The sequence below is a fragment of the Stenotrophomonas sp. YJH_SMC_127 genome (assembly GCF_059372445.1).
The window spans coordinates 46884-70132 of record NZ_JCAFVO010000005.1; the positions used below are offsets into that span (position 1 = coordinate 46884).

Consider the following 23249-nt stretch of genomic DNA (forward strand, 5'->3'; position numbering starts at 1 on the left):
GACCAAAGTGCTAGCCGGCGACGCGTCGCATCACCGCTTCCAATGGGCCCCGCGCGAACCGCCAGGACCACAGCCACGCTGCGCCCGTGGCCAGCATCAGGAACAACAATGCCCACAGCAGCACGGCCGGCAGCGACGCACTGCCATCGAGCAGGCCCAGGCCTTCCAGCGTGCCCATGCCCAGCAGGATGTGGCCGACGTACAGGGTCAGGGTCATGCGCCCGGCCGCGGTGAACGGTTCCAGCCAGTCACCCGGTCGCACACGCGTCAGCCACAGGCAGGCGGCAATGACACTGCAGGCCGCGCCCGCACCCGTGAGTACGTAGGCCGGTCCCGGTGGCATCGGCTGCGTTCCCAGCCACGCCTGCCAGGGCGTTCCCTGCGCAAGCTGCTGCACGCCATGTCCAGCCACCATCAGCATCAGGCCCAGCACCAGCAGCGCGCGCTGGACCCGCGGTTGCGACAGTTGCAGCCGCGCCAGCAGCATGCCCAGCAGGAAGAAGCACAGCCACGGCAGCAGTGGATGGAACCCATTGAACAGCAGGTTGCGGGCCGCGCCCGGCCATTGCCACAGACCGGCGTATTCCAGCGTCTGCCAGTTCCATCCCTGGCTGTAGTCCCAGTGCAGCAACGCCCAGAACGAACAGGCCGCGATCCCCACGATACTGGCCAGCAACACCCGCGGCGAGGCCCGGAGCCACAGCACGGCCAGCGCGAAATACACCGCGTAGTAATGCAGGATATCGGCCGGGAACAGGGTCAGGTTGAGCAGGCCCAGCACCAGCAGGAACAGCGCGCGCCGCCAGGTCTGCACACTGGCCGGCCACCAACCCTGCCGCTGCGTGCCCAGTACCAGGCCCAACCCTGCCAGCGTAACGAACGTCGCCGAAGCCTTGCCTTCCAGAAAGTGGAAGACGCCTGCCAACCATCCGGCGCCCTCTGCTGGGACGGCCATCGCCAGGCGGAAGTTGACCAGCACCATGCCGGCCAAGGCCAGGTAACGCGCCAGATCAACGCCGTGCAGTCGCCGGTCGACGGCGCTCATGCGCGTGCGCCCAGCAGCAGCGCAAGCAGGCCGAGATCCAGCGATGCCTCATCGGTGCCCCCGGCTTCGCCCAGCCCTCGGCGCAGGGCATCGCTTTCGATGGCATCCAGAAGCACCTGTGCCTGCAGTGCCGGGGCCAGCACGGGGCGCCGACGTTCGCGCTGTGCCACCTGCTGCAGGGCTTCGGCCAGCGTCGCCTGCAATTGCCTGCGATTGGCCGCAAATGCCTCGGCCACGGCCGGATTGCGTGCGCTCTCGGCCAGCACTTCGACGGCGAGCGTTGCCCACTCCGGTTGCCGGCACAGTGCGTGGAAGTCCTGAAGGAAAACCAGCACCCGTGCGCGCTCGCCATCGGACGCGGCCAGTCGCTGCAGCAACGGTGCCAGTTCCTCGCCTTCGGCCACGGCCACCGCAAGGATGATCGCCTCCTTGCCCGGGAAGTGGTTGTAGAGATTGCCGAGGCTGACGCCGGCCGCCTGCGCGATGTCACGCATGCTGGTCTGGTGGAAGCCCTTGACGAGGAAACACTGCAGGGCGGCCTGCAGGATCTGCGCGATGCGTTGCTCGTTGCGGTCAGTCCGGTTCATGCCACAAATAGTGAACGAACGTTCGTCCATTTTTAAGGGCGCGCGGATCCGCTAGCAGGGCGCCGTTCAGCCCTGCCCTACGCTGCCCTGTGCGGTTTCAGAAGAACTCGTCGAGAAGACGGTAGAACGCCAGCCGCCGTTCGTCGGGCACAACGCCATAGCGCCGGAACAGCGGCGCGACCCAACGCGTGTCGCCGAAGTTGTGGACCAGGCTGCGCGCGGCGAGCGCCAGATCCTGGTAGCGATCGGCCACACCCAGCCGGCCACAGTCGATGAAGCCGCTGAAACGGCCTTCGGCTGCCAAAAGGTTCGGCAGGCAGGCGTCGCCGTGGCTGACCACCAGATCCTCGTGATCGGGCCGGGTGGCGCGCAGTTCGGCGAACACCTGCTGTGCGCTCTGCCCCAGGCGCTCGTCATCGAAGTCATCGGCGTCGACCAGGCCCGCCTCGACCCGTGCCTGCGCGGCCTGCAGGCGCGAGGCCAGCCGCTGGTCGAACGGACAGGCCGCCACCGGTATGGCATGCAGGCCCCGCAGCGCATCGGCCAGCAGTTCCACCAGGCGCTGGGGCGGAAGCTCAGGCGACGAAGCCAGGTCGCGGCCGGGCAGCGCGCTCATCAGCAACCAGCGCCGGCCCGCTTCTTCGGCGGTGGCAATCACTGCAGGCGCCGGCTGCCCCTGGCCCTGCAGCCAGCGCAGGCGCGCGATCTCATCGCCCAGCTCACTGAAGGCATCGATCACTTCCGATTTCAGGAAGGCATCAGCCTGTCCCGGGCGATGCACACGGGCGACGTCTGCGCGCGATACGCCGATCGACTGTCGCTCGATGCGCGCATCGGCCAATGTTTCCCGCCACGCCCACGGCAGCGGCATGCCGTCAGTGAAGGGATCGGGTGCTTCCATGCGGGGATGTTCCTGTTGCCGGTGACCCACGGATTCTCGCTCATCCTGCACGGACCCCGGCCAACAGCAGCGCGGAAAGGTACATGCCTGCGCCGAACACGCTGTGTGCCACCAGGCTGCGCAGCCGCGCCTTGCCAGGCGCCGGGGTCTTCGAAGCGGCAATGCCGGCGCCCATGCCCGGCTGCAGGATGAAGAACGGCGCGGCAACGCTGAGAATGCCGAAGGCCAGCGCCGGCCACAGGGTCGGTGCCTGCACCCAACCGTTCCCGACCACGGCCAGCAACAACACGGCGAAGACCACACCGATCACGTAATGCGCGGTCCACCCCAGCGCGCGCTCGCCGGCCACCGGCAGCGAACGACCAATGCCATCATGGCGGAAGCGCCCACGCCGCAGGTGGCCGAGCCAGCGGCCGACCATCGCAAAATCCAGCGACGGAATGCCGAGCAGCCTGCGCTGCAGCAACGCCCACAGATCCATCAGCGCGGTCGCGCCCACGCCGATCGCTACCGCATCGATCACCAATGTCGTCGCCCAGCCACTCATTCCGCTTACCTTCAATTATTTGCTTGAATGATGGAGCGATGCTAGCGTGCCCGGCATGAACGCTGCAACCGAGCTGCCGCCGTCCCCGCTGGAAGCGCTGGCCGAGATCGCCCGCACCCTGGGCCACCCGCACCGCCTGGCCTTGCTGGAGCACATCGCCCAGGGCGAGCGTGCGGTCGAGCGCCTGGCCGAACTGAGCGGCCTGTCGGTGGCCAATACCTCCCAGCACCTGCAGCAGCTGCGTCGTGCCGGCCTGGTGCAGACCCGCCGTGACGGCAAGCGCATCCTCTACCGCAGCGCTGACGGCCCACTGGCCAACCTGCTGGCCGCGCTGCGCGACTATGCCGACCACCAGCGCAGCGAAATGCAGGGCGTCCTCACCGACAGCCTGCAGCGCCGCGATGCACTGGAAGGGCTGACCGTCGAGCAGCTGCTGGAGCAACGCGACAGCGTGGTACTGCTGGACGTGCGGCCGCGCGAGGAATTCGATCTGGGCCACCTGCCCGGCGCGCTGAACATTCCCGCTACGGAACTGCACGCGCGGATGGACGAACTGCCGCGCGCCGTCCACATTGTCGCGTACTGCCGCGGGCCCTACTGCGTGCTGTCCAACGATGCAGTGATGATGCTGCGCGAAGCCGGCCTCAGCGCGCAGCGACTGGCCGCCGGCTATCCCGAATGGAAGGCCGCAGGCCTGCAGGTTGAACTGCCCCGACACTGAGCGAACCGTTTGTCATGGATGATGCGATTTCCCCGTTGATCGATGCTGCCTGGCTGCGCGTGTTCGCCGGCCAGCGCACGTTGCAGCAGGGGCCGCAGCTGCACCTGGCGTGCAGCGATGATGTCGATGAGGGTGAGGACGGCATGCTGTTACAGCCGGTCGCGGGCCCCGCCCGAGCGCTGTTGCGTCCTGCCCTGGCCGCTCGCCTGCAACTGCGTGCGCAACCGCACTGGACACTGGCGCAGCTGCAACAGCGCTTGCAGCAGCTCGGCCAGCATACGCACGGCGCGGATCGTGTCTTCTATTTCCCCACCGCAACACTCGCCGCCCTCGCCGAACACCCTGCCCCACCGCATATCCGCCGCCTCGGCGCGACCGACGCGGCAGCGTTCAACGCGTTCCAGGCCACGGCCAGCGAGGACGATCTCGATGCCGCTTGGGTCGAGCTGGATCACTGGCAGGTGTTCGGTGCCTTCGACGGCGAGCGCCTGGTCGCTGCGGGAAGCATGTACCCCTGGAGCCTGGATCCAGCCTTCGCCGATATGGGCGTACTGACCCTGCCCGAGGCCCGCGGTCGCGGTCACGCGCGACAGCTGGTACACGCCATGGCCGTGTCCGCGCGGGCGTCCGGGCTGCAGCCGCAATACCGTTGCCAGCTCGACAACACCGCCTCGATCATCACCGCCGGACGCAGCGGCCTGCGCGCGTTCGCCGATTGGGACACCATTCTGGCGGCCGACTGAGGCCGCCGCAGCACAACAAGGATGCCACATGAAATTGATGGTCATCGGCGCCAGCAGGGGCCTCGGTCGAGCGTTCGTCGAAGGCCTGTGCAGTGCGGGCGACACCGTCATCGGCGTTTCGCGCAGCCGCCCGCACGACCTCGAATGCCCCGAGGGCGTCACCCTGCAGTGGATCGAAGCGGATCTGTCCCAGCCCACCCTTGCTGCCAATCACATCGCAGCGCAGGCGCCGGCCGATCTGGATGTGCTCATCCACAACCTGGGCATCTGGGAAGAGACGGCCTTCAGCGACGAGTACGCCTTCCTCGACGAAAGCGATGCCGCGCTTGCCCAGCTCGTCGACGTCAACATCACCGCGACCCTGGTGCTGCTGCGGCGCCTGCTGCCGAGGGTACTGGGCGCAGCACGCCCACAGCTGGTGCTGACCGGCTCGACCTCGGCGCTGCCGCGCAGCGGCCGCCCGGAAGTGGCGTTCGGCGCATCCAAGTTCGCGCTCAACGGCATCGCCGATGCGCTGCGCGAAGGTTTCCGGGATCGGCGCCTGGCGGTAACCAGCCTGCAGCTGGGCTACCTCAACACCGACGATGCACTGTCAGTGCCGGTAGCGGACGCCGCAGCGCGCGGCGACGGCGCACTGGTGCCGGTCCATGATGTCGTGGCGATGGTACGCGCCCTGCTGCAGCTGTCACCGTCCTCCTTCGTGCGCGAACTGGTGCTGCCCGCCATCGCCGACCCGCGCTACTGACCGCAGGGACCTTGGCCTGGCCCTTGGTGGCCGCACAGGCGCCTGTGGTTTACCCTGCTCGTCACTGGCCGTCGGTCACAGGCGGGAACCTGCTATGGATGCGCTTTCACGGGTCTCGGCCCAGGTCCTGGACAGCGCCCTGCCCAGCCTGCCGCTGTACCTGCTGCAGGCCACGGCGGTGATCGGCATGATCGGCGTGCTGCTGATCGCCACCCGTCGCGCCGGGCACGCCATTGAAGGACGGCGCCTGTATGTCGGCGTAGCGCTGGGCCTGATCTACCTGTTCAATTCCTGGTTCGTGGCCCGTTACACCCAGGGAGTGGTCAAGCTGCACCTCGGCTTCGACATCCTGCTGGTCAGTGGCCTGCTCGGTGGCTGGCGCGGCGGCTTGGCCTGCCTGGCCGCCGCCCTGCTCGCCCGCTACCAGTTCGTCGGCACCCAGTTCTTCCTGCCTGCCAGCCTCGAGGCCGTGTTGCAGATGGTGGCCGGCGTCTGGCTGCGCAGGCGCCTGCACCCGCGCATGCTCAACGAACTCTCGCCACGCATGATCCTGCAGGCGTGGTCCGTGCGTATCGGGATGACCGCTCTGGGCCTGGCGCTGGGTGTGGCGATCATTGGGGCCGATCAACTACCGGTGGCCGAACTGGCGATCCAGCGTGTGCTGGCACTGCCGGTCTCGCTGCTGGTACTCGGCGCAGTGTTCGCGCTGGTCTACAACGATGCCCAGATCGATGCGCAGCGCCAGCGCGAACAGGCGTGGCTGCGCATCGATCCGATCAGCGGCCTGCCCAACATGCGTGCGCTCGGTGAACGCCTGCAGCGGTACTGGCGCGACAACGACGGCATCGGCAAGGCCTGCCTGATCGTGGCCGAGATGGGCAACCTGCGCGATCTGCGCCTGCGCTACGGGCCATTGCAGGACAACGGCCTGTGGCAGCGCGATACACCGGCCGACGTCCACCGGTTGCTGCCATCGCTGGCGGTGGACGACGTGGAGGTCTACCAGTTCGGTGATGCCGCGCTGGCGATCCTGGTGCGCGGCATGACCTTGTCCGAACTGCGCATACAACCGCAGATCACCGAGCTGGCCAGCAACCTGGCCGATCGGGTCGGCCGCGATTGGCCTGGCTTCCGGCCACTGTTCCGTTGTGCGGTGGTTGAATTGAAGCCCCCCGTTGATGCCGACGAAGGACATCTTCCGTTCCGCGCGATCACCGTGGCACTGAGCGCGATCGAATCCGGCGTCGTGTTCTTCGACGACCCGATCCAGCGCGACGGCGAGATCGACGCCCTGATCGAATTCGCCCTCGAACGCTGGCTGCAGCAGGGCGACGCACCGCTGTGCTACCAGCCCAAGCATCGCCTGCAGGACCGCCAGCTGGTCGGCGCCGAAGCGCTGCTGCGCATGCGCGATGGCGAAGGCCGGCCGATTGCACCGATGCGGGTGATCTCGCTGCTGCGCCGGCAGGGCCGGCTGGCAGACCTGGAATGGGCCACGCTGCAGTCGGCGGTGCACTTCCTGCAGCACTGCCGGCAGGACGGCGCGGCGCTGACCATCGCAGTCAATGTGTCAGCCGAATCCCTGCGCCTGCCCGACTTCGGCCTGCGCCTGCAGGAACTGCTGCAGCTGCACGACATCCCCGGCGCGATGCTGCGGCTGGAAATCGTCGAGTGGACCGAGATCGTCGAGCGTGACCTGGTCGATGCCAACATCGCACAGCTGCTGGCGGCCGGAGTCACCCTGTCGCTGGATGATTTCGGCGCGGGCTATTCGACCCTGATCCTGCTTTCGCAGCTGGCCATCGCCGAGGTCAAGATCGAGCAGGCGTTGATCGCCACGCTGTCCGACGCCAAGTCGCAGTCGATCGTTCGCTTCATCGTCGAAGTCGCGCACCGCTGCGGCGCGATCGTGGTGGCCGAGGGGACCGAAACCCTGGCGCAGGAACAGCACCTGCGCGCGCTGGGCGTGGATGTCGGCCAGGGCTATCTGTACTCGGCCGCACTGCCGGCCGACGAGTTCCGTCGCTTCGCCGCCAGCTAGACCGCGTAGAAACCCAGGAACATGGCCACCGCCGATTCGGCGACGCGTGCGCGTTCCTGCGCGGTCAATGGTGGCTGCCCCATCGTCACCTGCGGCCAGAACGCGAAGCTCTTCACCAGCCCATGCAGCTGGTGGCCGGCGAATTCCGGATCAACCTCTCGCAACCGGCCATCGGCGATCGCTGCGCGGATCCACGCACTCTCGCCACTTTCCTTCTCGCCCATGCGGCAGACGATGGCCTGCGCCCGCTCCGGTGAGTGGATGACCTCGGCCATCGCCACCCGTGCCAGGTCGATGAAGTTGGCATCGCTGAGCAGTTCCAGCTTCTGGCCCAGCAACTGCAGCAGCTGCGCCTGCAACGGCTGGTCCGCGCGATACGGCAGTGCGTCGCTGGCCACGCTGCGTTCCCACAGCTCCTCCAGGATCATCGAAAACAGCGCTTCCTTGCTCGGGAAGTGGTTGTAGACGGTGCGCTTGGAGACCCCGGCCACCTCGGCGATGCGGTCCATGCTGGTCGCCTCGTAACCCGATGCACGGAACTCCTCCACCGCCGCGCGCACGATGGCCTCGCGTTTGCGGTCGGTCAGGCGTTGTGGGGCACGGGGCATGGCGGAGACCGGATAGCTGAACGGACGCCACCATTTTACACCCAGTAGTGTACTTTTGAAAAATGCGAAACTACACTGTGCAGTGTACCCAGCGGACGTCACCCATGAAGCGCCTGCTCCTTGTCCTCCTGCTTGGAATCCTCGCCGTGACCGCCTACACCTTCTGCAAGTCCTGGTCCCTCCCCGACTTCCCCGATTCGCCGCAGTACCGCGACGGCAAGTTCCGCAATGCCCTGCCCCGTCCGGCGATGGGCCTGCGCGACGGTGCGGAGATCTGGTGGACGTTCCTGTTCAACAAGCCCAAGGGCACCGTCCCGGCCCACCCGATTCCGGTGCAGCCGCTGGATCGCGCCTCCCTGGATGCTGCGCCGGATCGCAGCCTGTTCCGGCTTGGGCACTCCACGATCCTGCTGAAGCTGCGTGGCCAGTACTGGCTGACCGACCCGGTGTTCTCCGAGCGCGCCTCACCAGTGCAGTGGATGGGGCCGGCGCGCTTCCACGCACCGCCGATCAGCATCGACGAACTGCCGCCCATCGCCGGCGTGATCCTCTCGCACAACCACTATGACCATCTCGACCATGCCGCGGTAATGCAGCTGGCCGGCAAGACCGCGCGCTTCATCGCACCGCTCGGCGTCGGCGACCAGCTGATTGCATGGGGTGTGGACGCCAGCAAGGTGGAACAGCTGGACTGGTGGCAGTCGACTGAAGCCAGTGGCCTGCGCTTGACCGCGACCCCGGGCCAGCACTTCTCCGGCCGCGGGCTGGGTGACAGCGACCGCAGCCTGTGGGCATCATGGGTGATCCAGGACGGCGACTTCCGCATCTTCTTCAGCGGCGACACCGGCTACTTCGATGGCTTCAAGGCCATCGGCGAGAAGTACGGACCGTTCGACCTGACCATGATCGAGACCGGCGCCTACGATCCGCGCTGGGCGTTCGTGCACATGCAGCCGGAACAGACCCTGCAGGCGCACCTGGACCTGCGCGGCAAGTGGCTGCTGCCGATCCACAACGGCACCTTCGATCTGGCCCTGCACGCATGGCAGCAGCCGTTCGAGCGCATCACGGCATTGGCGGCCGCAAAGAATGTGCCGGTGGCCACGCCGATGATGGGCGAAGCACTGGACATGCAGGCGCCGCAGGCGGGTACGCGATGGTGGGAGACGGTGGAGCTTTAACGGGCGATGCCGTTTGACCTGCCGGAAGCCATGTAGAGCCGAGCCATGCTCGGCTGCGTCAACCACGGAAGCGGCCTGCGGCGCTGCAGTGCGTCATGTAACCGATTACATCCCTTGCTAGCGTAGCGCTCGCCCGATTCCGGTCGAACCTGCGAGGCAGTCCGTAATGACGTTGCGCGCCGAACGCTCCAAGGTCTCCCGCTCAGCTATCCCATGGCGATCTGCCGCCGCCCTGCTGTTGGCCGCCTTGGCCTCCAGCGCACAGGCACAGACCCTCCCCCCGCGCAGCCAATGGCAGGCCAGCAGTTCCTCGCAGCAGGTACCGGCGATGGCGATCGGCCACCTGATCGACGGCGACCCGAAGACCGTCACCGGCGGCGCCTTCAGTCCGGGCCACTGGTTCCAGATCGATCTGGGCGCGCCCACCCTGCTGGCCGGTGCGCGCCTTACCTGGGATGTCTCCAACCCGGAAGGCTATTCGCTACAGACCTCGCTGGACGGCACGCAGTGGCAGACCGCGTACACGATGGCCGATTCGCTGGGCGACGTGGAAACGCTGTACTTCGCGCCGCGGCAGGCACGCTACCTGCGGCTGGCCAGCCCGCAGCGCACCTCCGATTGGGGTGTGTCGATCTTCGAGATGGAGCCACTGGACAGCACGCTCAGCGCACGCATCAGCGGTATCGATGCAACGCAGGCAGCGGCGCTCTGGCAAGGCGGCGGCACCGTCGCGATGCCGGCCGGGGCAAATGGATCCCATACGTTCGAGATCACGCTGCCGCGGGCCCAATCAACGGCTGGCCTGGTCGTCGACTGGGCCGATGGCGCGCGCGGCGCCGCGCGACTGCAGGTGCAGGATGCACAGGGCCGTTGGCAGGACCTCGCACACGATGCACAAGCGGCCAATCATCGACAAAGCTGGCTGGCCGCCACTGCAGCACAACCGTTACGTACATTCCGCCTGAGCGTGGACGGCGCTGCACCGCAGATCGCGCGCCTGCGCCTGCTCGGCCCGAAAGCCGTGATGACGCCGATGAAGCGCTACCAGATCGCTGCCAGCGGCGCGCAGCGCGCGTTGTTCCCGGCGTCGTTGCAAATGCAGCAGACCTATTGGACCGCAGTGGGCGTGCATGCGGGCCGGCAGAAGTCGATCTTCGACGAATACGGCAATCTGGAAGCCTTCAAGGGCGCGCCACTGGTGCAGCCGATCTGGCGAAGTGCTGACGGCCGCGCCGCTGGCGCGGCAGGACAGCCGATACAGCACGCGCTGCGGGATGGCTGGAAGCCGATGCCCTCCGCTACGTGGTCACCGCAGCCCGGGCTGGAGTTGCGCAGCGAGGTATTCGCCATCGAGCGCAACGGCCAGCCGGTAACGTTCCTGCGTCATCGCCTGCACAACACCGGAAAAACCCGGATCGACGGCACGCTCAGCCTGGTCGTGCGCCCGATGCAGATGAACCCGCCATGGCAGAACGGCGGGCTGTCGCCGATCCGCGATGTGGCCATCGACAGGCAATCCGTGCGCATCAATGGCCGCACGCTGCTGCAGTCGCTCACGCCAGTGGCTGCGTCCGGCGCGGCGCCGTTTGGCAGGGATGGCGCAACGGAAATCACCGCGGACATCGCTGCCGGCCAACTGCCTTCCGCGCAACAGGCGCATGATGACCAGGGTCTTGCCTCGGCTGCGTTGGACTACCGCGTCTCGTTGGCGCCGGGAACCAGCGATGCCATCGTGGTCGCGTTCCCGTTGGGCACCGCCGCCGCGGATGCCAATGGCGTGCTGCCCGAAGCGCCTGCGTTGGATCTGGCCACGCTTCCCCGCGATGCCAATGCGGCGTTCGATTCACTGGCCACGCAGGCGTCCGCGGACTGGCAGGCACGGCTGGGCCAGGTCGGCCTGCGCCTGCCCGATCCATCACTGGTGGACATGCTGCGCGCGCAGGCCGCCTACATGCTGATCAACCAGACCGGCCCGGCGATGCAGCCCGGCCCGCGCAACTACAACCGCTCCTTCATCCGCGACGGCATGGCCACCTCGGCCGTGCTGCTGCGCATGGGCGAGGCCAAGGTCGCGCGCGACTACCTGGCCTGGTACAGCGAACACGGCGTACATGCCAACGGCCTGGTCTCGCCGATCCTCAATGACGATGGCAGCGTCAACACCGGCTTCGGTTCGGACATCGAGTACGACAGCCAGGGCCAGTACGTGGCGCTGGTCGCCGACGTTGCACGGCTGGATGGCGGACCCGAGTCGGTGCGTGACTACCTGCCGAAGGTGAAGGCCGCGCTGCACTTCCTGCAGGAACTGCGCGAGCGCACGCTGGTGCCCGGATACAAGGCTGACCAGCCTGCCCCGGAACGCTTTGCGGGCATCCTTGCACCATCGATCAGCCATGAGGGCTATCCATCACCCACCCACAGCTACTGGGATGACTATTGGGGCCTGAAGGGGTGGCACGACGGCGCGTGGCTGGCCGAGGCACTGGGCGACCACGAAACCGCCCGTTGGGCGCGCGAGCAGTACAAAGCGCTGTACGACGCATTGCGTGCCTCGATCCGCGCAACGATGGCGTGGAAGGGCATCGACTTCATTCCGTCATCGGCCGATCTTGGCGATGGTGACCCCACGGGCGTGTCGATCGCCCTGGACCCGACCGGCGCGCAGAGCGTGTTGCCGGCAGATGCGTTGCGGACCACCTTCGCCCGCTACCTGGAAGACGTGCGCAAGCGCAGCCAGCCCGGTGCGCTGTATGCCTACACGCCGTACGAGATCCGCAACGTGCTGAGCTATGTGCACCTGGGCCAGCCAGACGTGGCTGACGAGCTGCTGCAGGGCCTGCTTCATGACCGGCGCCCGCTTGAATGGCAGGTGCTGGCCGAAGTAGTGCATTCACGGCTGCGCTTCCCGCGCTACCTCGGCGACATGCCGCATACCTGGATCGGCGCCGAATACGGCCGTACCCTGTTCGGCATGCTGATGCGCGAAGACGATGATGCGCTCTCGCTGCTGCCGGGCACACCGCCCTCGTGGGTGGCGGGGAATGGATTGGCGGTTGAACGCCTGCCGACGGCGTATGGCACATTGCAGATGCAGGCGCGGCAGCGCGACGGAGTGCTGACGGTGGCGCTGGGCAAAGGGCTGCGCGGCGGAACGGCGGTGAAGGTCTGGTGGCCGGCGCGCACGATGCCGAAGACGGTGCGTGTGGACGGAGGCAGCGTTTCCGACTTCGACGCCGAGGGCGTGCGCCTGGCGAAACCGTTCAGAACGCTGGAGGCGCGTTGGTAAAACAGCCGAGCATCGCTCGGCTCTACAAGCGAAGGTCGCGCCGGGCCACGCCCGGTGTCATTGCAACGTCGGCAATCCCGGCGGGTTGGTCTGCGACTGCGGCACGGCTTCCTCGGCCACGTTCCACCGTTTCAGCGCCTGCGCGTAGGTGCCACTGGCGATCTGGGTGTTCAGCGCCTGCGTCACTGCATCAGCCAGGCCGCTGCCCTTGCGCGTGGTCACCGAGATCGCCGCAGCGTTCGGCCAGCCACCGGGGAACAGGCCGACGCGGCGCACCTTACCGTCGCGTGCGGAATAGGCACCGGTGGCGTTGGGCTCGAACGACACATCGGCGCGGCCGGTGATCACCGCCAGCCGCCCGACCACGGCGTCATCGAAGTACTGGTACTCCACTGGTTTCAATCCCGCCGCGATGTTCTGCTGGTCCCACTGCCGCAGGATCTGGTCCTGGTTGGTGCTTGCACCCACCACCACCTTCAGCCCGGCCACATCGGCCGGCTTCTCGATCTTCTGGATCGGCCCGTCTGCGCGCGTGTAGATGCCCAGCAGGTCGTAACGGTAGCTGGAGAAATCGAACTTCTTCTTGCGCTCTTCGGTAACCGTCACGTTCGACAGCACCGCATCGTACTTGCCTGATTCCAGACCCAGCGGCCAGTCGGCCCAGGCCACCGGCACGATCACCAGCTTCAGGCCCAGCGCATCGGCGATCAGGCGCGCGATGTCGGGCTCGATGCCCACAACGTCCTTGCTGTCGGCCCCGTAGTCGGCCAGCGGCAGCTGCCCTGGATGGGTGGCCACGGTGAACGACCCGGGCGTGACGAAGCGATACCCCTTGGGGATCAATGACTGCGCCTCTGGATCGAACGTGCCGTTCAACACCGCCGTGTTCGCACCGGCCAGGCTGGTCGCGGCCACGGTGCCGGCATCCGGTGCCTGCCGCACGCGCGAATAGACGATGCCGGTGATGCCGATGACCAGCACGCCCACGATCAACAGGGTGCTGCGCGAGGGACGACGCGGTGCTGCAGGGCTCATGGTGTTCCTTTCTCGGTTACAGGGTCTTGGCCAGGAAATCGGCGGTGCGCTGCTGGCGCGGGCGTTCGAACAGCACCTCGGGCGTGCCCTGCTCGATCACCCGGCCCTGGTCCATCATCACCACGTGATCGGCTACGCGGCGGGCGAAGCTCAGCTCATGGGTGACGATCACCAGCGTGGTGCCGGAGCGGGCCAGCTCCTCGATCACGCTCAGCACCTCGGCTACCAGCTCCGGGTCCAGCGCTGAGGTCGGTTCATCGAACAACAGCACCTTCGGCTGCAGGGCCAGCGCGCGGGCAATCGCGATGCGCTGCTGCTGGCCACCGGACAGCTGGCGCGGGAAGGCATCGGCCTTGTCGGCCAGGCCGACCCGTTCCAGCAGCGTGCGCGCCTGCTGCTCGGCCTGCGCGCGCGGCACGCCGCGCACCGCGATCGGTGCCTCGATGATGTTCTCCAGCGCGGTCAGGTGCGGGAACAGGTTGAAGCCCTGGAACACCATGCCCACTTCCGCACGGCGGCGTCGGATCTCGCGCTCGGGCAGCTCGTACAGGGTGTCGCCCTCGCGGCGGTAGCCGATCAGCTGGCCGCCGACAGTCACGTAACCGCCGTCGGCGCGTTCCAGGTGGTTGATCAGCCGCAGCAGCGTGGACTTGCCGGCGCCCGAAGGGCCGATCAGCACGGTCACGCTGCCGGCGCGCAGGTCCAGGTTCACGTCTTCCAGCACCGGCTGGTCGCCAAACACCTTGCCTACGCCATGCAGCGACACCGCCGCGCCCTCGCCCGCTTCAACCTGGGGGGCGATACGCGGGCGGCTTGCTACGCGCGGTGCGGCTTCGCCCTGCACACGCGGGGGCGATGACACCCGCGACACCGAGCGCTCGCGCTGCAGCTGGCCGCGCGCGAAGCGTTGCTCCACGCGCCGCTGCAACAGCGACAGCACGGTAAGGATGACCAGGTACCAGACCGTGGCCACCATCAGCAGCGGCACCACTTCCAGATTGCGGCGGTAGATCACCTGCACGGTGTAGAACAGCTCCGGCAGCGCCAGTACGTAGACCACCGAGGTGCTCTTGGCCAGGCCGATCACATCGTTGAACGCGGCCGGCAGGATCGAACGCATCGCCTGCGGCAGGATGATGCGGCGCACCTGGCGGCCACGCGGCAGGCCAAGTGCCGCTGCCGCCTCGTACTGGCCATGGTCGACCGAGAGGATGCCACCACGGATCACTTCGGCCGAGAACGCGGCCTGATTCAAGGTGAGGCCCAGCACTGCGGCGGTGAACACGCCGATCAGCTGCGTGGTCGGGTACGAGAACAGGCTGATGCCGGTGAACGGCACGCCCAGTTCGATAGTGCTGTACAGGTAGCCCAGGTTGTTCAGCAGCAGCAACAGCACCAGCAGCGGGATCGAACGGAACAGCCATACATAGCCCCACGACACCGCCGACAGCAGCGGCGAGCCGGACACGCGGGCCAGCGCCAGCAAGGTACCCAGTGCGAAGCCGAGGCCGGTACCGAGCGCGGTCAGCAGCAGCGTGCGACCCAGGCCTTCCAGTACAGGCCGTGCGAAGAACCACTCGGCGAACGTGCCCCAGCCCCAGCGCGGATTGCCCAGCACGGATTGCAGCCCGATCAGGATCAGCGCCAGTGCCAGCACCGTGCCGAAGACCTGCAGCGGATGCCGGGCCGGCACGATCTTCAACGCCGGTGCTGGCGCGGGGGGTGCGGCAATGCCATCCAGCGCAGTCGAAGGCGTGCTCATGCGTGGGCTCCGTGCCGCATGGCCTGTGATGGCACAACGACCGGCGCCGATACGCTCAGGTGCTTCTCGAACGGCAGATGCGCGATGGTTTCCGGGTCGGCTTGCAGGTCGAACAGCGCGGTGTAGCCGTGGCTGAGGTACAGGCCGACGGCTTCAGGCTGGCGGAAGCCAGTGGTCAGGAACACCCGCCGGTACCCTTGCCGCGCCGCCTGGTCTTCCAGTTCCTGAAGCACGCGACGCGCGATGCCCTGCCGGCGCAGCCCGGGCAGCGTCCAGATGCGTTTGAATTCGGCGGTGTCCGGATCGCGGTGCGGCATGAAGGCGCCGCCGGAGATCGCCACACCATCGCGCAGCAGCAGCACGAACGCGCCTACCGGCGCCGCGAAGGCCTGCGCCGGATAGCGTTGCAGCTCCTCGCGGGCGCTGCCGCCGATGCGTCGGCGCACGTCGGCATAGCGGCTGTCGTACTCCTGTTCCAGGCCATCGAACAGCGGCCGCGCCAATGGATCATCCACCGAGGTATAGAGGAAGCGTTCGTTGTTGCTCATGCCACGTCCTTCACCAGATAGTCTTCGGCCAGCCGCGCCCACAGGCTGGCAGCGGGTGCAATGGCGGCGTCGTTGAACACATAGCGCGGGCTGTGCAACGGTGCGCTGTCGCCGTTGCCGACGAACACGAAACTCCCGGGCCGTGCCTGCAACAGGAAAGCGAAGTCCTCGCTGGCGGTGCGCGGCGCGAACTCCGGCACCACCTGTTCGTTGCCGAAGCCCTGCACGGCCACGTCGCGGATGTAGGCGGTCTGCTGCGGGTGGTTGATCACGCTGGGGAAGCCACGCGGGAACTCGATTTCGGCGCGTGCCCCGAAAGCGGCAGCGGTCTGCTCGGCAATCCCGGTCACCCGGCGGCGCAGCGTGTCGCGCACCTCGGGCAGGTAGGCGCGCACGGTCAGCTTCAGCTCGACCACGTCCGGAATCACATTGGCGGCCTGTCCACCGTGGATCGAACCGACGGTGACCACGCCCATCTGCCGCGGGTCGACATTGCGCGACACCACACTCTGCAATGCCGTGATGATGTGCGCGGCGACCAGGATCGGGTCCACGCTGCCCTGCGGCTCGGCCCCGTGGCCACCCTTGCCGATCACTTTCAGCCGCGCCCAGTCAACCGACGCCATCGCTGGGCCGTCGACGAAGCCGAAGTGGCCGACCGGTACGCCGGGCCAGTTGTGCAGCCCATAGATCGCATCCACCGGGAAGCGCTCGAACAGGCCGTCGGCAATCATCTTCGATGCACCCGAGCCGGTTTCCTCGGCTGGCTGGAACACCAGCTGCAAGGTGCCGTCGATAGTGCCGTGATGGGCCAGGTAATGCGCGGCGGACAGCAGGATGGCGGTGTGACCATCATGGCCGCAGGCATGCATCAGGCCGTCGGTCTGGCTGGCGTAGGCCAGCCCCGAGTCTTCGTGGATCGGCAAGGCATCGATGTCCGCACGCAGCCCCAGCCGACGGCCGCCCTGCCCACGCTGCAACGTGCCGACCACGCCGGTGCCACCGAGGCCGGTGGTCACCTCATAGCCCCACTGCTGCAGCAACTCGGCCACACGGGCGCTGGTGCGGTGCTCCTCGAAGGCCAGCTCCGGGTGGCGGTGCAGGTCATGGCGGATCGCGATGGTGGCCTCGGCGCGTGCCGCGATCTCGGGCAATACGCCCGTCGTTTGGGAATCCCGCCGGACATGGCCCGGTGCTGCCGCAGTTTCTCCGCTCATTGCCCTACCCCGCCTTCCGCGCCGGCTCGGCATCGGTCGAATGACGGCTGGCCTTGTACGGCAGGCCCAGATGTTCGCGCAGGGTCTGCCCCTCCAGCTCGCGCTGGTGGTAGCCGCGCGCCTGCAGGATCGGCAGCACCTGGGTCACGAAATCGTCCAGGCCTTCGCGCTGCGCCGCAAAACCGAGGATGAAGCCGTCGCTGGCACCGGCATCGAACCAGCGGATCAACTCATCGGCCACGTGCTCCGGCGTGCCGATGAAGTTCGGTCGTGGACTCACGGCTTCCAGTGCCACCTGGCGCAGGCTCAGCCCCTTCTGCCGCGCATCCTGCTTGATGCGATCGGTGGTGGAACGGAATGAGTTGCTGCCGATCTCACCCAGGTCCGGGAACGGCGCGTCCGGATCGTACTGGCTGAAATCGTGGTGATCGAAGAAGCGTCCCAGGTACGCCAGTGCATCCTCCAGCGTGGCCAGTGCGGCGATTGCCTGGTACTTGGCTTCAGCCTCCTCTGCGGTACGGCCAACGATGGGGCCGATGCCCGGGAAGATCTTCACGTCGTTGCCGCTGCGGCCATGCGCGATCGCCGAGTTCTTCACCTTCTGGGTGAACGCGCGGGTTTCTTCCAGCGACGGCGAATGGGTGAACACCGCATCGGCGTACTTGCCGGCCAGCGCGATGCCGTCGTCGGACGAACCGGCCTGGAAGATCACCGGCTGGCCCTGTGGCGAACGCTGGATGTTGAGCGGACCTTCCACCTGGAAGAAGCGCCCCTTGTGGTCGAGCCGGCGGAACTTCTCCGGTGCGAAGAATGTGCCGCTGTCGCGCTCGCGCACGAAGGCGTCGTCGTCCCAGGAATCCCACAGTCCCTGCACCACTTCCAGATATTCGTCGGCGATCTGGTAGCGCAGCGCGTGCTCCGGGTGCGGCCGACCGTAATTGCGGCCAGAGCCCTCCAACGGCGACGTCACCACGTTCCAGCCAGCGCGGCCGCCGCTGAGCAGATCCAGCGAGGCGAACTGACGGGCGACGGTGAACGGATCGCTGTAGGACGTCGACAGCGTACCGGCCAGGCCGATCTTCTTCGTCGCCGTAGCGAGCGCCGACAGCAGCGAGATCGGCTCGAAACGGTTGAGGAAATGCGGGATCGACTTCTCGTTGATATACAACCCGTCGGCCACGAAGCCGAAGGCGATGCCGTTGTCTTCGGCGGTGCGCGCGATGTCGATGTAGAACTGCAGGTTGACGCTGGCATCGGCCGGGTTGGACGGGTGCTTCCAGGCATGCATGTGGCTGCCGGGGCCCTGCAGCATGATGCCGAACGGAATGTGGCGCGGGGTCGTGCTCATGGGAAACGCTCCTGCAGGTCAGGCCACCGCCGCGCGCGGCGCGGGCGACAGCAGTTCAAGGGATGTCAGGCGTGCGTCGAGGTCGGCCACCGGCGCATCGAGGATGAACTCGCCCACGCCGAAACGCCGGTGCAGCGCATCCAGTTCGTCACGCACGTGCTGCGCATCACCGGACAGCACGCTGGGGCGCGTTTCCTCGATGCGGAAGTCGGCTACCCCCACCTGGCGCGCGTACTCGGCAGCTGCCTCGGCGCTGGGCAGGTTCACCGCCTGCCCGGGACCGAGGTGCAGCTTGTAGACGCGCAGCGCACCGATATGACGCGAAGCGGCTTCCGCAGTCGGTGCGGCGAAGGCCACCGTGGCCAGCAGCGGCGGCTGCGAGGCGACGCTGCGGTAGGCATCGAACGCGGCCTCGATGTGCTTCGGGTCACCATCGAAGTGCGCGGCGTAGACGAAGCGCCAGCCCAGTTCGGCCGCCTGCTTTGCGCTCTGTGGACTTGCGCCGAGCAGGAAACGCTCCGGCGCCTGCTGCGGAACCGGCCGCGCCAGCGCCTCGCTTTCGGCGCCGGCCAGATAACCCTCCAGGTCGCGCAGTTGCTGGTCGAAGTCGGCGAACGGCGGACGCCCGGCTGCCAGCGCGGCGGTCGAGGCCGGCAGGCCGCCGGGGGCCTTGCCCACGCCCAGATCCACGCGCCCCGGCGCCAGCGCCGCCAGCAGGTTGAAGTTCTCCGCCACCTTGTACGGCGCGTAGTGGCGCAGCATCACCCCGCCACTGCCGATGCGGATGCGCCGGGTCTGCGCCAGCACCCAGGCCGCCAGCACTTCCGGTGCAGGGCTGGCCAACGTCGGTGCGGCATGGTGCTCGGCAAACCAGTAGCGGTGATAGCCCAGCTGTTCGGCGCGCTGCGCCAGCTGCAGGCTGTTGCGCAGCGCCTGCTCCGGCGAAGCGCCCTCGGCCACCGGGCTCTTGTCCAGCACGCTGATCTGATAGCTCACGGTCGCGTCCTCGCTCAGGGGTGGGCCACGGGAATGCCGAGCAATCCGTTCAGTGCGGCCAGGATCGGTTCGGCACCGGAGATGTACTGCCGGTCCTGGTGCGCGCCACTGGCCAGGTCGCTGCGTACGCCCTGCGGCAGCACCAGCTTGGGCAACGACTGGTCCTGCTCGCCGATCTCGGCGATCACCTCGCGGCGCGGCCGCGCGAAGCCGATGCGACGTACGTCCAGCTGCGCATCAAGGCCGTCGATGCTCGACAGTGCACCTTCCAGCAACAGGCTGTGCCGGCAGAAGAAGCGCTGGCCGGGAATCTGGCCGTCCTCGAACTCGCGATCGAGCAGGAACAGGATGGGTTTGCTTGCTGCGTCGAGCGTCACTGGGGGGTCCTCATCTGGGCCGGCAATGCGATGCCGCTTCGATATCGATGCTAGAGATGCCGGCGGCTGCGGCAGCGACGCCTGGCGACAATCGGCGGTCAGATCCGGCCATGCAGATGCGGCGTGGACATAAGCAAAGCGCCGCCGGTTATGGCGTCAGGCGATGCGTCGCAGCGGCGCCGCTACCGCCAGCGCCTGCGTCGCCAGGTGGCCGGCCGCACGCTCGGCTGCCAGCGCGATGCGTGCCTGCAAGGCAGCACTGTTGATGTGCTCGCCGTCGAAGTCGGCAGGCGTGGCATACACCCCGATCGGCAGCGTGTGCGCCTGCAGGAAACTGAACAACGGCCGCAACTGGTGGTCGATCACCAGCGCATGGCGCTCGCTGCCACCGGTCGCTGCCAGCAGCACCGGCGTATCCACCAGCGCCTCCAGCCCGACGAAGTCGACCAGGTGCTTGAACAACCCGGGATACGAGCCGCGATAGACCGGCGCGGCCACCACCAGCAGCTCTGCGGCCTCGATGCTCTGCAGCGCCTGCTCCACCTCCGGCCCCGCCTCATCGCGCGACAACGACTGGCCCAGCGAGCGCGCGATCGGCGCCAGCTCCACCAGCTCCACGCTGGCATGCACGCGTTGCTGCAGCGACGCCAGCAGATGCCGCACCAGCAGCAACGTGCGCGATGTCGCCGAACTGGTCGGCGACCCCACCAATGCAACCACCTTCAATGCAGAAGACATGAACTGCTCCTCGATAATGCCGAACTACCTCCGGCCGCCCTTCGTCTTTTGTAGAGCCGAGCCATGCTCGGCTGCTTCCCGCCTTTGTAGAGCCGAGCCATGCTCGGCTGCCCCAGATCAGAACCGGTAACTGATCCGCCCATACCAATACGCCCCGACGTTGCCCAACACGTCGCCGTTGTCCCAGGTCGTCTCGATGCTCGCCACATCGGTGGCACTGCGCGCGTACCCGGGCACCTTGCGCGTGCGCTTGTCGAACACATTGTTGATCCCCAGCGCCGCGCTCCAGCCCGCCCCCAGCTCCACGCCGCCGGACAGGTTGGTCACCAGCACCGGCGGCTGCTTGTACTCCACGCCGTTGTTCAGGCGCTTGATCGGGCCGTAGTAGGTGAAATCGACGTTCGAGCGCCAGCGCCCGTTCTGCCAGCCCAGCCCGGCTACCTGGGTGTAGCTGGGCGTGCGGAAGCGCAGCGCGTATTCGCTGCTCTTGGTCAGCAGGTTGATGTTCGGCAGCCCCTGCAGTGCCGCCGGAATGTCGCTCACCTTCTGGATGGTGGTACGGCCGACGTTGGCCGCGTAGCTCCAGCGCAGCTTGCCCCACGCAGTGTCCTGGTTGGCTTCCAGGGTCAGCTCGACACCGCGCGTGCGGGTATTGCCTACATTGGTGAAGTAGCTGGCGTAGAACGCATCACCCGGCAGGATGCTGATGCCGGCTGAACCCAGCAGCGCATCGATGGTGTTCTTCTGCGCCGCGCTCAGCACCGTACCGCTGTTGTCGGTGATGCGCGCCGGATCCTGCGCGTTGTAGCCGATCTGGCTGGACTGGCCCAGCTGGCCACGGATGTCGATCTGGTATGCATCCACGGCCAGATGGAACGCCGGGCTCGGGTCCCAGGTCACGCCCAGGCTGTAGTTGGTGGCTTTCTCGGGCTTCAGCGGCGTAGCACCCAGCGCAACCGCCGCCGGCGAAGACACCTGCGCCACCAGCGTGGTCCCGCACGGGCAGCTGCCCGTGGCCTGGTAGAACTGTGCGCCCAGGCTGGGCGCATGGAAGCCGTTGCTGACCGTCGCGCGTACACCCAACGCATCGGTGAAGTCGAAGCGCGTGGTCAGGCGGCCAGTGGACACGCTGCCGAAGTCGGAATGATCTTCCCAGCGCGCCGCTGCATCCAGATACCAGCGCGAGGTGATGTTGCTGGCCGCGCCCACATAGACCGCCTTGCTGTTGCGCGTCGCCTTCACCGCATCGGCGGTGGAGTAGCCCACGAACGCGGCTGCACCGAAGCCGGTGTACGACTCCCACTGCCCGGCCCCGCGTTCGTACTGTTCGTGCTGGTACTCGGCGCCTGCGCTCACTTCCAGTGGCGAGGCCAACGCCGCCACCTCGAAGCCACGGCGCAGGTCCAGGTTGGCGATCCCCTGCTGGTAGTCCAGCTTGCCGTCATAGAAGTCAGTGGGCGAACCGGGATACGGCAGCGAGTAGTTCACCGAATTGCGGGTATAGGTGCGCACCGTGCTGCGGTTGCCGGTCAGGCTGGCGTCGTAATCCCAGCCCGCGATCTGCCCCTTCACGCCCGCAGTGCCGGTGTACTGCTTTTCCTTGGTCTCCAGCACCGGCAGGAAGCCATCGGGAAACACGCTCAGCACGCCGGGTGCCTTGTAGGTGGTGAAGATGGTCGCCGGCAGGCGGAAGTTCTGGATCGCCTGCGCGGTGCGGTCACTGGCCGTGGCGTTGGCGTAGAACTGCGCGCTCTCGCCCAGGCCATGGCCGGCATTCACTGCGAAAGCCTTCAACGCGTACGACGGCGAGCTGAGGATGGTGTTGGCCTCGGCATCGCGGTTGGCCTCGGCCGGGTTCGGCGATGCACCCGTCGGCAAGCGGTTGTTCGGGCGCAATGCAACCCGGTTGCCGTTGGCATCTACTGCCGGATAGCTCAGGTAGCCATCAATGTAGCGACGGGTGCGGATCGCGTGGTGCTGCCGCGTGTTCTCGCCGGACAGGTTGACGAAGCCATCCTGGCCCCACGGCAGGCCGACATTGGCGCGCACGCTGGTACGCGAACCATCACCATCGATGCTCTGCCCGCTCTCCACCGACACATCGCCACCGTGCGCCTGCGATTTCAGGATCACGTTGACCACGCCGGTGATCGCGTCCGAGCCATAGATGGCCGACGCACCATCACGCAGCGCTTCCACGTGGTCGATGGCCGACACCGGAATCAACGCCAGGTCTGCCCAGGCGTGGCCTGGGAAGCCGCCCCCATTGGCACCGCTCACATAGGCACTGGCATTGCGGCGCTTGCCGTTCACCAGCACCAGCGTGTAGCCGGGCGACAGGTTGCGCAGCTGGTAGCCACGGATCAGGCTCTCCTGGTCGCTCTGGTAGCCACCAATCTGGCTGAGCGACGGCAGTGCGCGCTGCAGTGCTTCCAGCAGGTTGGCCTGGCCGGTGGCGGTGAGGTCTTCGGCGGAGATCACGTCGATCGGCGTGGAACTGTTCTTCACCGTGCGCGTGCTGGTGCGTGAGCCGGTGACCACCACCGCATCCAGCGTGGACGCGGCCACGTTGGCCGTCGCGGCGGTGGCAGCAGGATCTGCGTCTGCTTCAGCCGCATGGCTGGGCGAGGCGGCAAGGATGGCTGTGATCAGAACAGCGAGAGTGCTCAGGACAGGGGCGTGGGCGGCAGGCATGGGGGCTCGTGGGGGTGGGCCGGAAACACGCTTCCATTCAAGGGCCTGTTCACCTGGTGCGACAGGCGGGATCGCGTCACCCAGCCGTAACATCCGGCCACCCACATGACCGCTGGTAATGACGTTAGG

The 23249-nt window shown here is 67.2% G+C and carries 20 protein-coding genes; 6 read left to right on the forward strand and 14 right to left on the reverse strand.

Annotation, left to right across the window (positions count from 1 at the left end):
* Positions 1-10: 10 nt before the first annotated feature.
* From AC5QAB_RS13025 to AC5QAB_RS13040, 4 genes are all read right to left on the reverse strand, one after another.
* Complete coding sequence (locus AC5QAB_RS13025) at positions 11-1045, reverse strand: DUF418 domain-containing protein (RefSeq protein ID WP_197561180.1); 1035 nt, start codon at positions 1043-1045, stop codon at positions 11-13.
* Positions 1042-1632, reverse strand: coding sequence for a TetR family transcriptional regulator (locus tag AC5QAB_RS13030; RefSeq protein ID WP_197561181.1), 591 nt, complete (start codon positions 1630-1632; stop codon positions 1042-1044). Before AC5QAB_RS13030 ends, AC5QAB_RS13025 begins: the two co-directional genes overlap by 4 nt.
* Positions 1633-1729: 97 nt before the next feature.
* A complete protein-coding gene (locus tag AC5QAB_RS13035; protein WP_197561182.1) occupies positions 1730-2533 on the reverse strand; it encodes an APH(3')-II family aminoglycoside O-phosphotransferase in 804 nt (267 codons plus the stop codon).
* 40 nt (positions 2534-2573) lie between these two features.
* The gene (locus tag AC5QAB_RS13040; RefSeq protein WP_197561183.1) at positions 2574-3080 is read right to left on the reverse strand and encodes a DUF2938 family protein; all 507 of its coding nucleotides are present in this window, start codon (positions 3078-3080) and stop codon (positions 2574-2576) included.
* Between the two features lie 55 nt (positions 3081-3135).
* On the opposite strand from AC5QAB_RS13040, the gene AC5QAB_RS13045 reads away from it, so the two are divergent.
* The 4 genes from AC5QAB_RS13045 (at position 3136) to AC5QAB_RS13060 (ending at position 7330) form a co-directional block, all read left to right on the forward strand.
* Positions 3136-3801 carry an ArsR/SmtB family transcription factor gene (locus AC5QAB_RS13045; RefSeq protein ID WP_032959997.1) on the forward strand — a complete coding sequence of 222 codons (666 nt, stop codon included), beginning with the start codon at positions 3136-3138 and terminating at the stop codon, positions 3799-3801.
* Positions 3802-3815: 14 nt separating this feature from the next.
* Positions 3816-4544, forward strand: coding sequence for a GNAT family N-acetyltransferase (locus AC5QAB_RS13050; RefSeq protein WP_164110578.1), 729 nt, complete (start codon positions 3816-3818; stop codon positions 4542-4544).
* A 28-nt stretch (positions 4545-4572) separates the two neighbouring features.
* Positions 4573-5289 carry an SDR family NAD(P)-dependent oxidoreductase gene (locus AC5QAB_RS13055; protein ID WP_049406437.1) on the forward strand — a complete coding sequence of 239 codons (717 nt, stop codon included), beginning with the start codon at positions 4573-4575 and terminating at the stop codon, positions 5287-5289.
* Between the two features lie 94 nt (positions 5290-5383).
* Complete coding sequence (locus AC5QAB_RS13060; RefSeq protein WP_075076794.1) at positions 5384-7330, forward strand: EAL domain-containing protein; 1947 nt, start codon at positions 5384-5386, stop codon at positions 7328-7330.
* Here AC5QAB_RS13060 and AC5QAB_RS13065 read toward each other — a convergent pair.
* The gene (locus AC5QAB_RS13065; protein WP_014646907.1) at positions 7327-7938 is read right to left on the reverse strand and encodes a TetR/AcrR family transcriptional regulator; all 612 of its coding nucleotides are present in this window, start codon (positions 7936-7938) and stop codon (positions 7327-7329) included. The genes AC5QAB_RS13060 and AC5QAB_RS13065 overlap by 4 nt on opposite strands.
* A gap of 104 nt (positions 7939-8042) precedes the next feature.
* Between AC5QAB_RS13065 and AC5QAB_RS13070 the strand changes: the two genes are divergently transcribed.
* The gene (locus tag AC5QAB_RS13070) at positions 8043-9119 is read left to right on the forward strand and encodes an MBL fold metallo-hydrolase (RefSeq protein ID WP_032960001.1); all 1077 of its coding nucleotides are present in this window, start codon (positions 8043-8045) and stop codon (positions 9117-9119) included.
* Positions 9120-9285: 166 nt separating this feature from the next.
* Positions 9286-12405, forward strand: coding sequence for a galactose-binding domain-containing protein (locus tag AC5QAB_RS13075; RefSeq protein WP_495233438.1), 3120 nt, complete (start codon positions 9286-9288; stop codon positions 12403-12405).
* Between the two features lie 57 nt (positions 12406-12462).
* Here the strand turns inward: AC5QAB_RS13075 and AC5QAB_RS13080 are convergent, their stop codons facing one another.
* From AC5QAB_RS13080 to AC5QAB_RS13120, 9 genes are all read right to left on the reverse strand, one after another.
* Entirely contained in the window at positions 12463-13440 is a 978-nt protein-coding gene (locus AC5QAB_RS13080) for an ABC transporter substrate-binding protein (RefSeq protein ID WP_495233439.1), read from the reverse strand.
* A 16-nt stretch (positions 13441-13456) separates the two neighbouring features.
* Positions 13457-15202, reverse strand: a complete 1746-nt coding sequence (locus AC5QAB_RS13085; protein WP_495233440.1) for an amino acid ABC transporter permease/ATP-binding protein — start codon at positions 15200-15202, stop codon at positions 13457-13459.
* The gene (locus tag AC5QAB_RS13090; RefSeq protein ID WP_032960004.1) at positions 15199-15750 is read right to left on the reverse strand and encodes a GNAT family N-acetyltransferase; all 552 of its coding nucleotides are present in this window, start codon (positions 15748-15750) and stop codon (positions 15199-15201) included. Before AC5QAB_RS13090 ends, AC5QAB_RS13085 begins: the two co-directional genes overlap by 4 nt.
* Positions 15747-16967 (reverse strand): M20 aminoacylase family protein, encoded by a 1221-nt coding sequence (locus tag AC5QAB_RS13095; protein WP_483287050.1) that lies wholly within the window; start codon positions 16965-16967, stop codon positions 15747-15749. The genes AC5QAB_RS13090 and AC5QAB_RS13095 overlap by 4 nt, the downstream gene beginning before the upstream one ends.
* Before the next feature lie 4 nt (positions 16968-16971).
* The gene (locus tag AC5QAB_RS13100) at positions 16972-18315 is read right to left on the reverse strand and encodes an LLM class flavin-dependent oxidoreductase (protein ID WP_495233441.1); all 1344 of its coding nucleotides are present in this window, start codon (positions 18313-18315) and stop codon (positions 16972-16974) included.
* A gap of 18 nt (positions 18316-18333) precedes the next feature.
* Positions 18334-19311, reverse strand: coding sequence for an MsnO8 family LLM class oxidoreductase (locus tag AC5QAB_RS13105; RefSeq protein WP_032960009.1), 978 nt, complete (start codon positions 19309-19311; stop codon positions 18334-18336).
* Between the two features lie 14 nt (positions 19312-19325).
* Positions 19326-19688, reverse strand: coding sequence for a DUF3088 family protein (locus tag AC5QAB_RS13110; RefSeq protein WP_032960011.1), 363 nt, complete (start codon positions 19686-19688; stop codon positions 19326-19328).
* A gap of 156 nt (positions 19689-19844) precedes the next feature.
* Positions 19845-20426: an FMN reductase gene (msuE, locus tag AC5QAB_RS13115; RefSeq protein ID WP_032960012.1), complete on the reverse strand. Its 582-nt coding sequence runs from the start codon at positions 20424-20426 to the stop codon at positions 19845-19847.
* Positions 20427-20543: 117 nt separating this feature from the next.
* Complete coding sequence (locus AC5QAB_RS13120; protein ID WP_495233442.1) at positions 20544-23120, reverse strand: TonB-dependent receptor plug domain-containing protein; 2577 nt, start codon at positions 23118-23120, stop codon at positions 20544-20546.
* Between the last annotated feature and the right edge of the window lie 129 nt (positions 23121-23249).

Excerpts from the sequence above, each read along its gene's own strand:
- AC5QAB_RS13025 (WP_197561180.1), bottom strand. The coding sequence starts at position 1,045 with ATGAGCGCCGTCGACCGGCGACTGCACGGCGTTGATCTGGCGCGTTAC.
- AC5QAB_RS13030 (WP_197561181.1), bottom strand. The coding sequence starts at position 1,632 with ATGAACCGGACTGACCGCAACGAGCAACGCATCGCGCAGATCCTGCAG.
- AC5QAB_RS13035 (WP_197561182.1), bottom strand. The coding sequence starts at position 2,533 with ATGGAAGCACCCGATCCCTTCACTGACGGCATGCCGCTGCCGTGGGCG.
- AC5QAB_RS13040 (WP_197561183.1), bottom strand. The coding sequence starts at position 3,080 with ATGAGTGGCTGGGCGACGACATTGGTGATCGATGCGGTAGCGATCGGC.
- AC5QAB_RS13045 (WP_032959997.1), top strand. The coding sequence starts at position 3,136 with ATGAACGCTGCAACCGAGCTGCCGCCGTCCCCGCTGGAAGCGCTGGCC.
- AC5QAB_RS13050 (WP_164110578.1), top strand. The coding sequence starts at position 3,816 with ATGGATGATGCGATTTCCCCGTTGATCGATGCTGCCTGGCTGCGCGTG.
- AC5QAB_RS13055 (WP_049406437.1), top strand. The coding sequence starts at position 4,573 with ATGAAATTGATGGTCATCGGCGCCAGCAGGGGCCTCGGTCGAGCGTTC.
- AC5QAB_RS13060 (WP_075076794.1), top strand. The coding sequence starts at position 5,384 with ATGGATGCGCTTTCACGGGTCTCGGCCCAGGTCCTGGACAGCGCCCTG.
- AC5QAB_RS13065 (WP_014646907.1), bottom strand. The coding sequence starts at position 7,938 with ATGCCCCGTGCCCCACAACGCCTGACCGACCGCAAACGCGAGGCCATC.
- AC5QAB_RS13070 (WP_032960001.1), top strand. The coding sequence starts at position 8,043 with ATGAAGCGCCTGCTCCTTGTCCTCCTGCTTGGAATCCTCGCCGTGACC.
- AC5QAB_RS13075 (WP_495233438.1), top strand. The coding sequence starts at position 9,286 with ATGACGTTGCGCGCCGAACGCTCCAAGGTCTCCCGCTCAGCTATCCCA.
- AC5QAB_RS13080 (WP_495233439.1), bottom strand. The coding sequence starts at position 13,440 with ATGAGCCCTGCAGCACCGCGTCGTCCCTCGCGCAGCACCCTGTTGATC.
- AC5QAB_RS13085 (WP_495233440.1), bottom strand. The coding sequence starts at position 15,202 with ATGAGCACGCCTTCGACTGCGCTGGATGGCATTGCCGCACCCCCCGCG.
- AC5QAB_RS13090 (WP_032960004.1), bottom strand. The coding sequence starts at position 15,750 with ATGAGCAACAACGAACGCTTCCTCTATACCTCGGTGGATGATCCATTG.
- AC5QAB_RS13095 (WP_483287050.1), bottom strand. The coding sequence starts at position 16,967 with ATGAGCGGAGAAACTGCGGCAGCACCGGGCCATGTCCGGCGGGATTCC.
- AC5QAB_RS13100 (WP_495233441.1), bottom strand. The coding sequence starts at position 18,315 with ATGAGCACGACCCCGCGCCACATTCCGTTCGGCATCATGCTGCAGGGC.
- msuE (WP_032960012.1), bottom strand. The coding sequence starts at position 20,426 with ATGTCTTCTGCATTGAAGGTGGTTGCATTGGTGGGGTCGCCGACCAGT.
- AC5QAB_RS13120 (WP_495233442.1), bottom strand. The coding sequence starts at position 23,120 with ATGCCTGCCGCCCACGCCCCTGTCCTGAGCACTCTCGCTGTTCTGATC.